At 44.0% G+C, this 14,948-nt stretch carries 12 protein-coding genes; 2 read left to right on the top strand and 10 right to left on the bottom strand.

The features are described 5' to 3' along the window. Positions 1–168 precede the first annotated feature (168 nt). The 6 genes from ACZ5ZC_RS14870 to ACZ5ZC_RS14845 form a co-directional block, all read right to left on the bottom strand. Positions 169–645: a heme-degrading domain-containing protein gene (locus ACZ5ZC_RS14870; RefSeq protein WP_005393342.1), complete on the bottom strand. Its 477-nt coding sequence runs from the start codon at positions 643–645 to the stop codon at positions 169–171. Further along, on the bottom strand, positions 642–1,682 hold the full coding sequence (locus ACZ5ZC_RS14865; protein WP_054867103.1) for an oxidoreductase: 1,041 nt from the start codon (positions 1,680–1,682) through the stop codon (positions 642–644). Before ACZ5ZC_RS14865 ends, ACZ5ZC_RS14870 begins: the two co-directional genes overlap by 4 nt. A gap of 11 nt (positions 1,683–1,693) precedes the next feature. Then, positions 1,694–2,467 (bottom strand): DeoR/GlpR family DNA-binding transcription regulator, encoded by a 774-nt coding sequence (locus tag ACZ5ZC_RS14860; RefSeq protein WP_203346381.1) that lies wholly within the window; start codon positions 2,465–2,467, stop codon positions 1,694–1,696. A gap of 187 nt (positions 2,468–2,654) precedes the next feature. Continuing rightward, positions 2,655–3,656: an HAD family hydrolase gene (locus ACZ5ZC_RS14855; protein WP_464932045.1), complete on the bottom strand. Its 1,002-nt coding sequence runs from the start codon at positions 3,654–3,656 to the stop codon at positions 2,655–2,657. Positions 3,657–3,814: 158 nt separating this feature from the next. Beyond that, on the bottom strand, positions 3,815–4,897 hold the full coding sequence (locus tag ACZ5ZC_RS14850; RefSeq protein ID WP_464932044.1) for a tetratricopeptide repeat protein: 1,083 nt from the start codon (positions 4,895–4,897) through the stop codon (positions 3,815–3,817). Between the two features lie 40 nt (positions 4,898–4,937). Further along, a complete protein-coding gene (locus ACZ5ZC_RS14845) occupies positions 4,938–6,260 on the bottom strand; it encodes an anaerobic sulfatase maturase (RefSeq protein WP_317387841.1) in 1,323 nt (440 codons plus the stop codon). Positions 6,261–6,437: 177 nt separating this feature from the next. Here ACZ5ZC_RS14845 and ACZ5ZC_RS14840 point away from each other — a divergent pair, with 177 nt between their 5' ends. Beyond that, positions 6,438–7,226: a formylglycine-generating enzyme family protein gene (locus ACZ5ZC_RS14840; protein WP_054867380.1), complete on the top strand. Its 789-nt coding sequence runs from the start codon at positions 6,438–6,440 to the stop codon at positions 7,224–7,226. A 58-nt stretch (positions 7,227–7,284) separates the two neighbouring features. Here ACZ5ZC_RS14840 and ACZ5ZC_RS14835 read toward each other — a convergent pair whose 3' ends face one another. Next, on the bottom strand, positions 7,285–9,606 hold the full coding sequence (locus tag ACZ5ZC_RS14835) for a multiheme c-type cytochrome (RefSeq protein WP_464932043.1): 2,322 nt from the start codon (positions 9,604–9,606) through the stop codon (positions 7,285–7,287). A 393-nt stretch (positions 9,607–9,999) separates the two neighbouring features. On the opposite strand from ACZ5ZC_RS14835, the gene ACZ5ZC_RS14830 reads away from it, so the two are divergent. Beyond that, positions 10,000–11,565 (top strand): arylsulfatase, encoded by a 1,566-nt coding sequence (locus tag ACZ5ZC_RS14830; protein WP_256955452.1) that lies wholly within the window; start codon positions 10,000–10,002, stop codon positions 11,563–11,565. Between the two features lie 183 nt (positions 11,566–11,748). Here the strand turns inward: ACZ5ZC_RS14830 and ACZ5ZC_RS14825 are convergent, their stop codons facing one another. From ACZ5ZC_RS14825 to ectB, 3 genes are all read right to left on the bottom strand, one after another. After that, complete coding sequence (locus ACZ5ZC_RS14825) at positions 11,749–13,170, bottom strand: aspartate kinase (RefSeq protein WP_005393366.1); 1,422 nt, start codon at positions 13,168–13,170, stop codon at positions 11,749–11,751. 84 nt (positions 13,171–13,254) lie between these two features. After that, positions 13,255–13,641, bottom strand: a complete 387-nt coding sequence (locus tag ACZ5ZC_RS14820) for an ectoine synthase (RefSeq protein ID WP_005393369.1) — start codon at positions 13,639–13,641, stop codon at positions 13,255–13,257. Positions 13,642–13,656: 15 nt separating this feature from the next. Further along, positions 13,657–14,922 carry a diaminobutyrate--2-oxoglutarate transaminase gene (ectB, locus tag ACZ5ZC_RS14815; RefSeq protein WP_005393371.1) on the bottom strand — a complete coding sequence of 422 codons (1,266 nt, stop codon included), beginning with the start codon at positions 14,920–14,922 and terminating at the stop codon, positions 13,657–13,659. Positions 14,923–14,948: the final 26 nt, after the last annotated feature.

Below are 14,948 nucleotides of genomic sequence, written 5' to 3'. Positions count from 1 at the left end.
GCTTTTTGTATGAATGAGCGTATAGGTTATATGAAATTGATTTAATTTTCAGGTAGGAAGTTGGGAGCAGTGTTAAATATTTTCTCACATAATAGAACGCAAAAATGAGCTAATAAGAGAATTCAGTGACACAAAATAAATGCCGTGCCACTGTAATATCGCACAACTTTAAGCAAGCTCTGTGCTCGTCATTACCATTGTCTTTAATACATCGACAACAAGCTGATGATCATCTAACTGCGGTAAACCCGATACCGTCACAACCCCAATTAAACCAGAACCCATGATTCGAATTGGGAACGCGCCACCATGAGCACAATACTCACGCGCATCGAGATGTGGCTGATTTTCAAAATCACGCTGCTTTTGCTTATTGTATAGCGAGAGGTAGTAAGAGCTGCGACCATATCTCAATACTGAGTTTCGCTTTCTACGAACCCAATCCAAATGGTCAGCGCACGTTCCTGTCATCGCGTATTGAAATAGCGTTTGTCCAAAACCGTAGACCTCAATAGCCACAGCCGCGTCACAGGCTTCCGCCGCTTCTTTTAAAGCTAAACCAATAGACCACGCAACTTGATGGTTAAACTCTTTCAATTGAAGCTCATGCTCTTGTTGAGCGACGAGCTCAAGCGTTAAGCTCATGATTTCACCTGAATCGTTTTACCCGTTTTACTGCTTTCCAATGCCATCTCAATCAGAGCGATATTCTGTACTGCTTGAACGGCAGGAACCGGGTTATCAGCACCCAGGCGAATTGCGTCCGCCACACCAACAAAATAAGCTTGATACGCACCTCTCTCCGTTTTGATAGTTTGCGCACCGTTTTCGTCGTAGCGGACACCGTATAACGCCTCATCCTCTTCTGACCAAGCATCGTTCTCCGGTAATCGGCCTTCTTTTAAGTAACCTTCTTGAGGATCTAATCCGTATTTTTCATATTTAGCTTCGGTACCCAATACTTTATAACGCAGGTTTGGTTCTGGGCTGTATAAGTTTGAATGTAAATGCACAATATGGTCTGTGTAATGAAGCACTAAGTTGTAGTAATCAATCGTCGTCGCGCCCGGACGCATCATTCGACACTGTGCATCTATCGCATCTGGCAAACCAAATAACACCAAGGCCTGATCGAGAAGATGGGGAGCAAGATCGAATAAAATACCACCGCCATCTTGAGCCTGCTCTCGCCAGCGTTGACGAACTTCAGGACGGTAGCGATCAAAGTGCGACTCAAACAGCCTCACATCACCTAACTTACCTTGTTCGATAAGCGATTTAACGGTGAGAAAATCGCCATCCCAACGCCTATTATGAAAAACGCTCAGAACCAATCCTTTTTCTTCTGCTAAGGCGATCAACTTATTCCCATCTTCTATGCGCGTTACAAACGGTTTTTCGACAATGACATGTTTCCCATTGTTCAACGCACGCTTTGCGAGCTCGTAGTGCACGTCATTTGGCGCAGTGATGATCACAAGCTCAGCGTCACTGTCATCGAGTAAAGTATTGGCATCAGCAAACCACTGAGCACCTGGCCAATCATTTTGGACCGCTTCCTGTTGACGAGAACTTATTGCGCTCAACGTCAAGTTTGGCAGTGCTTTAATGAAGGGTAAGTGGAAAGTTTTTGCTGAATATCCGTAACCAATCACGGCGGTCTTTACGGGATCGTAAGCCATACTAAGATTCCTTATTTCGGTGAAACAACAATACATTCAATATCATTGTGGTCGAGAAGTTGTTGAAAATCTGATTGAGGAGCATGATCGGTAATAACGATGTCGATCTTTGACAAATCACATACATGGTGAAAATTGTCGCTTCCAATTTTGCGGGATTCACAAACGACAATGACTTGTTGAGCTTGCTCTATCATGGTTTGTTTCATGGTTGCTTCTAGCTCATTATTTGTCGTCAACCCTCGGGATGACAACGCGCACACACCAATAAACGCCTTATTCACATGATATTGCTTCATTTGCTGTTCTGCTTGTGCACCCAAGATCGCTCTGGCGTAGGGGTCAAAGTGTCCACCTAAGAAATGGACGTCCATTGATTCACTTTTTTCAGCAGCGAGCAGTACGTCAATACTGTTGGTGACCACGTTGAGCTTATCTTCTTCACAGCGTGCTTTTTCTACGTAAAGTGGGAGCAGAGATAAGATAGTACTGGTATCAATAACAAGGTGGTCACGCTCATCCAAAAGCTTAGCGGCCGCTTGAGCGAGGCGATGTTTAGTGTCACTAATTGGTCGATTAGAGTACGCCTCTGTAGAGGAGGATATCGGGGCAAGCATGACGCCACCTCGGATTCTTTGTAATCCCGGTAGTTGGCTCAACTTGACTAAGTCTCGACGCGCTGAATCTCGCGAGATGCCAAAATACTCGCAAACTTCCGATAACGTTATTTTGTTTTGTAGGTCTAGCTTGGCTCTGAGCTCTATCAATCGCTCTTCTTGCGTCATTGCTTAAATTCACTTAAGTAGTTTTAAGCAATAATGCCACACAGCAATCAAATAACCAATACGGACGCACGCAATATTTGCTTATGCTAATACCAAACAGAATTGTTAAGTTGAGGAGATGAAGAGCGTTTTGCTCATCACCCCCTATCAAAAAATTTTTGGTGTAATGTTTACGTTGGCTGGGTCGCTACTTTTTCATCGCTTCTTTAAAAACTTGACTCCAATCTTGTTTCATATCGACAAACAACCAACCTTGCTCTTCACCCACTTTAAATGATTTGTCTAATTTCCCCACGTGAGAGTCTTTATCATACGCCCATTCACGCTTGTCATCCGTGTGATGGATAACCGCTGAAAATCGTGGGCCAGACCCCGCTTTAGTCCACTCTAACATTTGTAAGTCACCGTCAGAATTACCAAATGCCATCACCGGGCGCTTACCAATGAAGTTCTGAATCGTGACAGGCTTCACCGCTTTATCATTCACAAAATCAATTTCTGGCAAGCGTTGAATCGTTGGCTTTCCATCAACGACCTGATACTCCGCTTTTAATGTCGTCCCAACGATATTTTGCGTTGGGATCCCGTATACTTCTGGTGCCCAAACACGCATGAAATCAATGCCACCTCCAGAAATTATATAGGTCTGGTAGTCATTTGCTCTCAAATAGTCGAGTAACTCAAGCATCGGTTGATAAACCATTTCAGTGTATGGCTTTCCCGTCGTAGGATGAACGGCCGTTTTCATCCACTCCTTCACTTCTTGATGGAACTGATCAGTCGACATTCCAGAGTGAGTCGCCATAACAAGCTTCATCACACCTTCAAGGCCTTGCTTGCCACCCCCCTCCAAGTCACCTTTTATTGCCGAAGCAAAAGGTTCTGTTGTTTTCCAATCAGGATGCTCAGAGGCCATCTCTTTCACTTTATCGATCGCAAAAAACAGCTGTAGATAAACGGGTTTTTCTGCCCACAGCGTCCCGTCATTATCAAACGTAGCGATCCTTTGGCTTTCAGGAATATAAGCGTCCGAGCCTTGAGTCGTCGTTTTAGTAACAAACGCCATAATAGCTTGCTTCGCACCGGTGTTGTTCCATGACGGCAGAGGATCTTGCACATCAGCAGCAATGCCATAGCTAGACAGAGCAAAACTTGTCGCAAGGACAATCACCTTTAACTTTATAGCCATTTTAATTCCTTATATTGAGGTACGGGATGCAAATCCAAATGAAGTATAGTTCACGATTAACAAGCGCAATTCAGAGCAACATATGTAACGACACCAAAAAGTGACCCTGTAACTAGAAACACGCTTTAGTTAAAGAAGCTTACTGATAAAGTGTTGAGTTAGCTGGCGTCAACCTGCTCAGAAGTACTTTGACGTCCCTTTTTCTGATTAAGCTCATCAATCACGTAATCCGGAGCCACTTTCTTTAGTTCCGCTAAACACTGTTCAGACTTGGGGTTATCGTACCGAATGTAGATATCACACACTGCATAAAGCTGCTCCGGCGCGCCAGAGATCAAATAAGCTTTTTCAAAAGCGTGCACAGATTTTTTAAGATCTAACTCTTCTTGCAGAACACCATTTAAGTACCAAAAATAACTGTTGTTCTTTGCCATGTTAGCGGCCTTTTCAATTTCGCTAGCGGCATCATGCTTCTCACTAAGTCTTACTAGCGCCAACGACTTCGAGTAATGCAAAGCAGCGTTATCAGGAAAAAGTGTGATTGCTTCATCAAGTACTTGGATAGCTTGTCGATCTTTTTGTTGCGCTCGAAAATTGTCCGCATAGCTTAACCAGACTTGCGGGTTACTTGGCATCAGCTTGGTTAGCTCTGGATAAATCAATGCCGCTTTGTCCCACTCTCGATGCCAACGATATACATCGGCAAGGAGTAATCTAGAAACGTTGTCAGTTTTCTGCGACAAGTAGGATGTTAAATCAGTCACCGCGCCTTCAAGTAACTGTTGCTGCTCCGAACTTAAACTGGCGTAATCTCGAACCAAGTTTATCGCTGCGGTAATTCGAACCATTGCATCGTCATCACTTAGCAACGGGGAAACCAGACGCCAGCGATGCTCTATCATATAGGGTTGAGCTCCTACAATTGCTGCTTCACGAATTCCAGCATCTGCATCTTTCAAACCACGAGCGACGGCAACCAAAGCGTTTTGGCTGGGGTAGTTGGCTAGTTCACGTAAAGCATCAATACGCTTTTCTGAAGACAACTTCTTGTTTTGTGCATCATAAGACAATTTTTCGACTTGCTGTGCTAGCGTCATTGGTTCTTCTTGAGATGCTATCTCAACGGGTGAAACTCTATCTGAATTGAGCGGAGGTTTATCTTGAGCCCAAGCGCCTTGGCTTAACGCTACACTCAGCGTGAAAGTTAAAAGTGACTTCGTAAAACGCGTTATCTTTTGCATTGATGAGACCTTACTTTTATAAAACTGGACCAGTTGAATCTTAGAACTTAGTGTCAAAAACAGGTTGATTAGACGCTTTCAGGTGCAAAGCCTTATCACTGTATTTGCCGTGTACCACAGGGTTGCCCATCGCTCGTAAAATGTACGCCATTGATTTATCGGCATGCGCAAAAAACTTCTTCCAACCTGCACATAGATAGTTAAGGCCGGGCTCACCTTCTCTGGTGCGAATAAAGCGGTTTTTAGGGCATTCTCCAAAGCATGCAAACTGATAATCGCAATTAACACACTGCTGAGGCAGTGTACGACTTTTAGCAAACCCGAATTTCTGCTGGTCAGGGCTATAAGCGAGAGTATCGAGTTTTTCGCGGTGAATATTTCCGATCTTGTATTCCGGGTAAACATAGTGGTCACACGCAAAGACATCACCGTTTGGTTCCATTGCTAAACCTTTGCCACAGATTTCACCTAGCGTGCATAGTGGGTTTTTGCTTCCCATCCATGTTTCCAAACTTGCTTCAAAATACTGTACAAAAACGTTACCAATATCATGCACGACCCACTCATTGAATATCGCGATAAGGAAGTTACCCCATGCTTCATCCGCCACACAAAATGGCTCGACAACTGAATCCTTGTGGCCGGGAATCAGACGTTTATCACCTTGCATTAGTTGCTCATTGGGCTTCCAAGTTTGTGGCGCTGTTGTTCTGAAAGTTTTCTGCTCAACAATCGGAATAAACTGCATTTGAGGGGAACGTACTTCATCTCGTAAGAAGCGATACACTTCCAATGGGTTTCGGCTGGTCAAGTTGTTCACGCACGTAAGCGTTGCAAACTTCACTTCATGCTTATGTAATAGATCAACGGCGTTCATCACTTGTTTAAATGTGCCTCTTCCCGCTCGATTTGTTCGGTAAGCGTTGTGCATCATCTCAGGGCCATCGATGCTTAAACCGACAAGAAAGTGGTTCGCTTTTAGAAACTCGCACCACTCATCATTAAGAAGCGTGCCATTAGTCTGAAGATCATTAGAGATCGTAATACCATGAGGGCGGTATTGATCTTGTAGTTCAACAATTCTTTTGAAGTAATCCAACCCCAGCATGGTCGGCTCTCCACCTTGCCAAGAGAAGATAATTTCAGGTGTGTTCTGCCCTTCTATGTATTCGCGGATATAGCTCTCTAAGGTTTCGTCATCCATTATTGGCGAGCACCCTTGCTTATATTCCAACAAATCTTGTTTGCTTAAGTAATAACAATAAGTGCAATCGATGTTGCAGGCAGCACCAATGGGCTTTGCCATCACATGTAAACGCTTAGATGCTTTTCCGTTGAACTGCGGCCCTTGAGTTATGTGCATTCATCACCTTCTTAGTTGCTAACCTGTCCCCAATGATGTCAAACCTAATCATCGAGTTAATCGCCTAGGGTTATGATAATGTTCAATTATTCTCGGCGCTTGTTATAGTGTGTATAACCGTTTGTTATGGTTTTGCTTGCTAGACTTTCTGACCAAAGTCGTTGACGGAGTCGCCGAATGAAGCATCCCAAAAGTAAGATTATTTCCTTTGTCTCAACCATGTCGGTCACGCTGATAATTAATGGCTGTGCAACAACCCCACCACACTCTCTCGCTCAGAAAATCGATCAAGATATGGTTCTTGTCGAAGGTGGGCAGTTTACGATGGGCGCAGATAATCCATCAGCCAAAAAGTCAGAGCGCCCAGCTCGCACTGTTAACGTTGATGGATTCTATTTGTCAAAATTCGAGGTAACTCAATCGGTCTTTGAAGCTGTCACTGGCTCCTCTCTGAGCTACTTTCGAGATCCAAATACACCCGTCAATAATATTAGTTGGCAACAAGCCAATTATTTCATTCAGAAATTGAATGAAAAAACGGGAGAGCATTACCGTCTACCAACAGAAGCAGAATGGGAGTTTGCCGCTAAAGGCGGAATTTTAAGTAAAGGCTTCACTTTTTCTGGATCAAACAATATTGACGATGTAGCTTGGTATGCGAATAACTCGCACAATCAGGCTCATAAGGTAGGTCAAAAGCAACCAAACGAGCTCGGGTTGTACGATATGACAGGTAACGTAGGCGAGTTTGTGATTGATGCTTTTGACGAAGGTTATTACAAAACAGCACCCAGTGATAATCCGGTAAACGCAAAAGAGGAAAAAGAAAGCCTTGCACACAAGTCTGTACGTGGCGGCAGCTTTGCTTATAACGCAGACGAATCTGAAAACTATCGCCGCGATTTTGCCAGCCAATCCGTCATTATGTCTGACATGGGCCTTAGACTAGCGAAAGACGTAGACTAAACTAAGTAGAGAAAGTGGCGCGATAAAGGCTCCACTTTTTACTATTGGTGTTTAATCTCTACAGATTCGCAATAGATGCTTTCAGCTGATCAATAGCCTGCTTAGGAGCATAATTACTCAGCTCTTTTAGACACCTATCGAAAGCAAAAGCGACAGCACCTTTTTTATGATTTCTCGCTAGAACTTCGCATTGAGCATATAAATGTTGAGGGTTCCCACCAACTTTAAACGCAGTCTGCAATGCCTTACTGGCTTCCAGAACTTCACTTTTTTCTAAAGCTAGACCATAAACATACCAGTAGTGAGCGTTAGTCTTTCCTAGTTCTGCGGCATGTTTAAGTAGAGCTTTGGCCTCATCTTCCTTGCCTTGGCGTAACAAAGAAAGACCGGCACTGTAAGGTAATGAGCTGGACTTAGGCTGAGCTTTCATCCCTTGTTGTAACACCGAGAGCGCAGCTTTTTCTTTCCCAAGGCGTCTATACAGGTCCGATAAATTCACGTAACTATTTTCGAAATAAGGCTCGATACTTATCGCTTCTTGGTATAACGCAATTGCCTTATCGATTTCGCCTAAGCTGCGGTATACATTTGCCAAATTGGTTCTGCCGAAACCACGATCGGCGTTAAACTTTTGAATGTCCATGTACTCTACAAGCGGTGGTTGAATCCTATCTTTTTGTAACGGCGTCATTTGCGCATAGCTGGTCACTAATACCGAAGCCGCCTCCGCCCTCACTGAAAGTACGGGATCATCTAGCAGTGGTTCTAAAATTCGCCATCGATCATGAAACTCATAACCAGACGAGCCCGCGACTGCGCCGAGTCTAATCATTTCATTCTCATTTTTAACGGCCCTTGCGAGCGAAACAGTCGTATTTTGGTCAGTATTGCCGCCCATTCGCTCTAATGCAGAAGCTCGTATGATGTCTTTTAATGATGAATCCTGAGCAGAGTAAGCCAGAGCATTCGCCGCCCCTTTGTGCCCAATTTCATCGGCATAAAACGCGACAGCAAAGTGTTGTTGATTGCGGTATTGAGAGTGAGGAAACCATTCGGCTATCTGCGCATCCGCCCACTGGTTACTCTTATCCTCATGACAAGACGTACATACATTGGGCGTATCGATGTGTTTACTCAAGTCAGGTCTAGGTACGTGCCAACTGTGGTCTCTACGAGGATCGACTCGCATATAAGTCGTTTCTGGCATGTGACAAGTCGTACATTGTGACGCTTTGGATCCCGCTTCATGGAAGGTGTGGCTTTCTGGGGTATATTCTGACGCAATATGACATTGTGAACATACCGCCTCTTCTGGGATGTTTAGTTTTGCCGAATGAGGATCGTGGCAATTGGTGCATGTTACGCCTTTTTCAGCCATTTCAGACTGAAGAAATGAACCGTAAACATAGCCTTCATCGTAAATTTGGCCATCGTGGTAGTAGAGTTCTGGAGTGATCAGGCTTAACCGATATTTATCTAAAAATGAGCCTTGAATGTGCTCACCAGTCTCATTTAACTGCGTTCGACGGCTGTGACATTGTGCGCACGTCTGAACTTGATTTGTTTCTGCGATTGCTTTTGGTTGTAACGTTCTGTGGCCCTTCTCAAATACCCACTCGGTTACCGCTTTAGATAAATTTCGGTCAAAACCATAGTGACTATCTGTATCGAAAAAGCCTCCTGTAGATGCGACCTTTTTCGCCAACTCGATGTGTCCACTTGCAGGGCCATGACACGCTTCACAACCAACATTGATCTCGGACCAAGACGTATTGTAGGTATTTTTGATTGCGTCATAGTTCTTCTTTAAATTGGTCGAATGACAGTCTGCACACATGAAATTCCAATTTTGCCCAGTGTTAGTCCAGTAAAACTCATCTGTCGTTGCTGTCTCTGGATAGAGGTGAAACCAGCGCTGACCACCTTCCGATTTCGTCCTTGAATCCCACGCAAAAGGAATGAGCTGTACACGACCGTCTTCAAACTCCACCATATATTGCTGTAACGGTTCCCAGCCAAATGTGTAGCTAATTTTATAATCATGCCATTGACCATCAGGGCCTTGAATATTGACCCAATACTCCTCGCCTTGTCTAAAAAAACGGTTGGGTTGCCCATCATGCGTCACTGTGCGGTTATCAAAATCACCTTGAACAGATTCTGAGTTTGCATGTTTCATTGCCATATCGTGATGAGAGCCCTTCCAAGCCTCCACCTCTTGTTGGTGACATTCCGCGCACGTTTGCGTGCCAACATATTCCAACCCAAGCTTCGTGGTATTTTGGGAACTCTCTATCACTGATGCCTGGGAAAAAAACGAACCACTCACCATGACGATACCCAGAAATAGACACCGAAACCGACCTGCCCACTGACTCATAACTATCCTTAGTATTTAGATGGTGCAACTTGAATCAATATAGTCGCTAACCCCTTGGTTATACAAATAATTAGAAGTGAAAGGCCTTCAAAATGAGTGCTCCATTCTTCGTCCCCCGATTAGGGAGTATCTCGGTGTTTTTGCTGAAACTTTATTCGTCTCACCAGCAACCTGCTCTGGTGTTCATTAGTGACCCATCTCTATTTTTAAAACCTCCCCAAATCATCAAAACGATAAGTATTTTTATTTAGAAACAAATAGTTAAATACCCTCAATAACTTATGGTTATAAAGAGTATAAGAGGATTTTTCTATACACATCATTAACTTATGCAGCACCTAAGCACAAGGTTTACTTGTGCTTCTCGTTACTCTCAACCACCTGGAGTTTTTTATGGCAAACCAATTGAGAAAAATCGCAGTAGGCGTCGGGCTGTTAGCAACGTCCAGCGCAGCGATGGCGGCAGACAAACCCAACATACTTGCAATTTTCGGTGACGATGTCGGTTACTGGAACATCAGCGCATATAACCAAGGTATGATGCGTTACAAAACCCCTAACATCGATCGTATCGCGAACGAAGGGGCTTTGTTTACAGACCATTACGGCCAACAATCTTGTACTGCCGGTCGAGCAGCATTCATTACTGGCGAAGAACCATTTCGCACTGGCTTGCTGACGATTGGTATGCCGGGTTCCGACCATGGGATTCCAGATTGGGCACCAACTATTGCTGACTTACTAAAAGACCAAGGTTATATGACAGCTCAGTTCGGTAAAAACCACTTGGGCGATCAAGATAAGCACCTACCTACCAATCATGGTTTTGATGAATTCTTTGGTAACTTGTACCACCTTAATGCAGAAGAAGAGCCCGAAACCTACTATTACCCTAAAGACCCAGAGTTCCGTAAAAACTATGGTCCTCGTGGTGTAATTAAATCTTATGCCGACGGTAAGATTGAAGATACTGGCCCAATGACGCGTAAACGCATGGAACACGCGGACGAAGAGTTCCTCGAAAGCACTTTATCGTTTATGGAGAAAGCTGTTAAAGCAGATAAGCCTTTCTTCATCTGGCATAACTCTACGCGCATGCACGTGTGGACCCGATTACAAGAGAAGTACCGAGGCAAATCCGGTGTTAGCATTTACGCTGATGGCATGTTAGAGCATGACGATCAAGTCGGCGTATTGCTCGACAAACTCGATGAGTTAGGCGTTGCTGACAACACCATCGTTATTTATACAACAGATAATGGCGCGGAGACCATGACTTGGCCTGATGGGGGCGCAACCCCATTCCACGGTGAGAAAGGCACGACTTGGGAAGGCGGTATGCGTGTGCCTCAACTTGTACGTTGGCCAGGTGTCATTAAGCCAGGAACGAAAATCAACGAAATGATGGCTCATCAAGACTGGTTGCCAACATTGTTGGCGGCAGCTGGCGTTCCTGACATGAAAGAAAAGCTTGCTGAAGGTTACAAAGCAAATGGTAAAGACTGGCGTGTCCATATAGACGGCTACAACTTCATGCCATACTTCGAGGGAAAAGAAGAGAAAGGACCACGTGAGTCTCTGCTCTACTTCACCTCAAATGGTGAACTAAACGCAGTACGCTGGAATGACTGGAAACTTCACTTTGCAACTCTGGAAGGAAACCTAAGCGACGCCGTGCGATCTGTACCAAACTGGCCTAAGATCATTCACTTACGTGCTGACCCATTTGAAAAAGGTCCTAGCGAGTCACAAATGTACCTACGTTGGATGGCAGACAACATGTGGTTGTTTGTACCAATTCAAGACGTTGTTGGCGACTTCTTTAAAACGTTACCTGAATACCCAATGCAACGCGGTACAACTATGAACCCTGCTTCTTTAAATTACGACTCTTTGCAGATGCAAGAAAAGATGCAGCAGTTAGAAATGCTTAAACAGGAAGTGAATAAAGTTAAGTAATCTAATTAATCACTCTAGATTGCGTTACTGAGCCAGCAGAGTTCTGCTGGCTTATCTGTATCTCTACGGACACACTTAGCTCAGTAGTTTACTCCATGCAAAACGGGCCCATATTGAGAACACAGAAAAACAAAAAAAAAGGAGAGCAAACCTGCTCTCCTTTGTATTTTAACCGTGAATAAACTAAGCTACGTTAACCGATTTAGTTAAACTATTGCTCTGAAAGAATTCATCATGTAATGCGCAAATCGCACGCTGATATTCTTTATCACCCACTACGAACTGAACGTTTACATTTCTCATTGATGAGTGAAGTGCAACTGGCGTTACGCCATTGTTCATCAAAGAAAGTACACCTTTCGCTAGTGTCTTGTTAGTGTCAATTTGAGAACCGATGGCTGAAATCAGCGCGACCATACGGCCTTTAATCGACGCATTCGGATAGCGTTTTTCAGCTTTATACAATACTTTGTTCAAGCTATCAGTACTGCCACCTAGATAGTAAGTGATAGAGTTCGCGTTCATCTCTTTACCAACTAAACTTACGCGAGCATCAGAGATAATTTCCATTAATTCGTAGCTAACGTTATCGGCTTTTCCCACCATCGCTTGGTCAAACAAATGCAGTGCGAACACCTTTTCTTTACCTGCGATAATTTCGACTTTGTCTTCTTCTGGGCGGTAGCTTGAAGAGATCAAAGTGCCTTCGTGTTCAGGTTCAAATGTATTTTTAATCTGTAGCTCAATACCACTCTCACGTAAACCTGCGGCTGCATTTGGGTGAATCGCTTCCATCCCAAGGTTAGCAAGTTGGTCTGCTACATCATAGTTTGTACTACCAATTGGCAAAACTTTTTCAGGACCAACAACACGCGGGTCTGCAGAGCTCAAGTGATATTCTTTGTGAATTACCGCTAAATCCGCTTTTGTTATCGCTGCAATTCGGCTAAATGTCATTTCACTATAACCTCGGTCATAAGTGTGCATTAGGCCTTCCTTACAGTAAGCATAACCTGTAACGATTGGCAGTTCTTTTGACACATCGATATCAGCAAACGCATCACTGATCGATTCATCAAGGCTCCTTGGCGCTTGATTGTCCCAACCGGACAGGTCAACGAACTTAGCGTTAATACCCATATTTTTTAGTTTCAGTGCCGTGTTGTAAGCACTGTGCGCCTCACCGATAGACGACAGAAACTCTCGAATTTGAGGCAAATACTGACGTAGCGAAAACTGACCGTACTGACAAGTTTCTAAAATGTTCGCAATACAATTTTTCGCTTCAGCAATACGTGAGCGAATGAATTTATCTGCACGGATACGATTCATTGGGTCCGCGAAAATATTTTCATTGGTGAGCAGCATACGGCTTTCAACGTATGCTAACGCTTCTTCCCATTTGTCATCACGTTTCGCGATAAGCTGATAAACACCTGGCTTACTGGTTTTTTTACATTCGAGTAGCGCGTCGGTCATACCGCCGTATGCAGAGACGACAAAGATACGATTGTATGGCGATTTAGGACGAAGAATAATGTTGTCGAGAACAGCATCAAATGCTGTCATTGATGTACCGCCGATTTTTTCTACGGTAAATGTCATGATAAGCCTTTTTTGATTGGTAACTTTAAAAGAAAAAAGAAGAGATAGTTGATCGTGGGGCGACAAGCACCCCACCTCTATCTTTTAGTCAACGAGAGGATAAACACCGTTTTCATCGTGCACTTCAGCGCCGGTAATTGGTGGGTTGAATACGCACGCCATTACCATTTCTTTATTCTTATAAGCTCTCAAGTAGTGCTCATCGTGTTTATCAAGGATGTATAACGTACCCGGTTTAATCGGGTAAGTTTCTCCACCAACGACTTCAATTTCACCTTCACCGCTCATACAAAAAACCGATTCTAGGTGATTTTGATAGTGAATGTGTGTTTCAGTACCTTCATAAATCGTAGTGATGTGGAAAGAGAAACCCATGTTGTCATCTTTCAACAACATACGGACACTTTCCCAGTTATCTGAAACCACACGTCGCTCACTGTTGCGACACTCATCGAGTGTTCTGACGATCATAATTAATAATCCTTATTAAGATGCTTGTTTGAAATGTTTCGCAGCAATGGTTTCCACTGCACTTTCAAAGATGCTTAGTCCTTGGTCTAGTTCTGACTCGCTAATCGTAAGTGGGCAGAAGAACTTAACGACTTCGTCGTCAGGGCCAGCTGTCTCAATTACCATTCCGTTTTCGAAACAGTTTTTCGCGATTTCAGATGCCATATCACCGTTGATACACTCAATACCAACCATCATGCCGCGACCTTTTTTCTGTACAAACATTTGTGGGAAGCGACGAACGCAGCGATCAATAACAGCACTTACTTTGTCTGAACACTGCTTGATGTGTGTTTCAAAATCATCATTTGCCCAATAAATTTCTAATGCTTTCGCCGCGGTAATAAATGCATGGTTGTTGCCACGGAACGTGCCGTTATGCTCACCTGGCTTCCACTGGTCTAGCTCTGGTTTGAGTAGCACGACGGCCATTGGTAAACCGTAACCACCGATCGATTTCGATAGCGTCACGATATCTGGTTGAATACCTGACGGCTCAAAGCTAAAGAAAGTACCTGTACGTCCGCAGCCAGCTTGAATGTCATCGACAATCACAAGAATGTCGTTGGCTTTACAGATTTTGCTCAAACGTTGTAACCACTCGTTTGAAGCTGCATTTAAACCACCCTCGCCCTGCACAGTTTCAAGAAGTACAGCGGCTGGTTTATCCATACCTGCAGAGTTGTCGTTTAGCATGGTTTCGAACAATGCTAGACCATCAACGCCAGCGTAACCTTCAAATGGAATACGAGTGACGTTACTTAAGCTAGAACCGTTACCTTGTCTGTGATGCTGGTTACCCGTTGCAGCCAGTGCGCCAGCTGTACAACCGTGGAAACCGTTGGTAAATGCAACGACGCTGTCGCGACCTTTTACTTTTTTCGCTAACTTAAGTGCTGCCTCAACGGCGTTAGTACCAGTTGGGCCAGTAAACTGGACTTTGTAGTCCAAGTTTCTTGGTTTAAGGATGTAAGTATCCAACGCTTCAAGAAACGATGCTTTCGCTTCTGAGTGCATATCCAAACCGTGAGTAATACCGTCCATCTCAATGTACTCAAGCAGTGCTTGCTTAAGTACTGGGTTGTTATGGCCGTAATTTAGAGATCCCGCTCCAGCAAGGAAGTCTAAGTATCGTTCACCTTGTTCTGTTTCCAGCCAGCAACCTTTCGCTTTACGAAAAACGACTGGGAAATTGTTTGAATATGAGCGTACGTTGGATTCCTGCTTTTTGAAAATATCCATGATGAGACCGTTTTTAATTCCTATTG

It is taken from the genome of Vibrio sp. JCM 18905, assembly GCF_055393305.1.
Note: the sequence above shows the minus strand (reverse complement) of the source record. Positions and strands in the feature narration are given on the sequence as shown.

What these genes read in the sequence shown, in the direction of transcription:
- ACZ5ZC_RS14870 (WP_005393342.1), bottom strand. Translation starts at nt 645, where the DNA reads ATGAGCTTAACGCTTGAGCTCGTCGCTCAACAAGAGCATGAGCTTCAA.
- ACZ5ZC_RS14865 (WP_054867103.1), bottom strand. Translation starts at nt 1,682, where the DNA reads ATGGCTTACGATCCCGTAAAGACCGCCGTGATTGGTTACGGATATTCA.
- ACZ5ZC_RS14860 (WP_203346381.1), bottom strand. Translation starts at nt 2,467, where the DNA reads ATGACGCAAGAAGAGCGATTGATAGAGCTCAGAGCCAAGCTAGACCTA.
- ACZ5ZC_RS14855 (WP_464932045.1), bottom strand. Translation starts at nt 3,656, where the DNA reads ATGGCTATAAAGTTAAAGGTGATTGTCCTTGCGACAAGTTTTGCTCTG.
- ACZ5ZC_RS14850 (WP_464932044.1), bottom strand. Translation starts at nt 4,897, where the DNA reads ATGCAAAAGATAACGCGTTTTACGAAGTCACTTTTAACTTTCACGCTG.
- ACZ5ZC_RS14845 (WP_317387841.1), bottom strand. Translation starts at nt 6,260, where the DNA reads ATGCACATAACTCAAGGGCCGCAGTTCAACGGAAAAGCATCTAAGCGT.
- ACZ5ZC_RS14840 (WP_054867380.1), top strand. Translation starts at nt 6,438, where the DNA reads ATGAAGCATCCCAAAAGTAAGATTATTTCCTTTGTCTCAACCATGTCG.
- ACZ5ZC_RS14835 (WP_464932043.1), bottom strand. Translation starts at nt 9,606, where the DNA reads ATGAGTCAGTGGGCAGGTCGGTTTCGGTGTCTATTTCTGGGTATCGTC.
- ACZ5ZC_RS14830 (WP_256955452.1), top strand. Translation starts at nt 10,000, where the DNA reads ATGGCAAACCAATTGAGAAAAATCGCAGTAGGCGTCGGGCTGTTAGCA.
- ACZ5ZC_RS14825 (WP_005393366.1), bottom strand. Translation starts at nt 13,170, where the DNA reads ATGACATTTACCGTAGAAAAAATCGGCGGTACATCAATGACAGCATTT.
- ACZ5ZC_RS14820 (WP_005393369.1), bottom strand. Translation starts at nt 13,641, where the DNA reads ATGATCGTCAGAACACTCGATGAGTGTCGCAACAGTGAGCGACGTGTG.
- ectB (WP_005393371.1), bottom strand. Translation starts at nt 14,922, where the DNA reads ATGGATATTTTCAAAAAGCAGGAATCCAACGTACGCTCATATTCAAAC.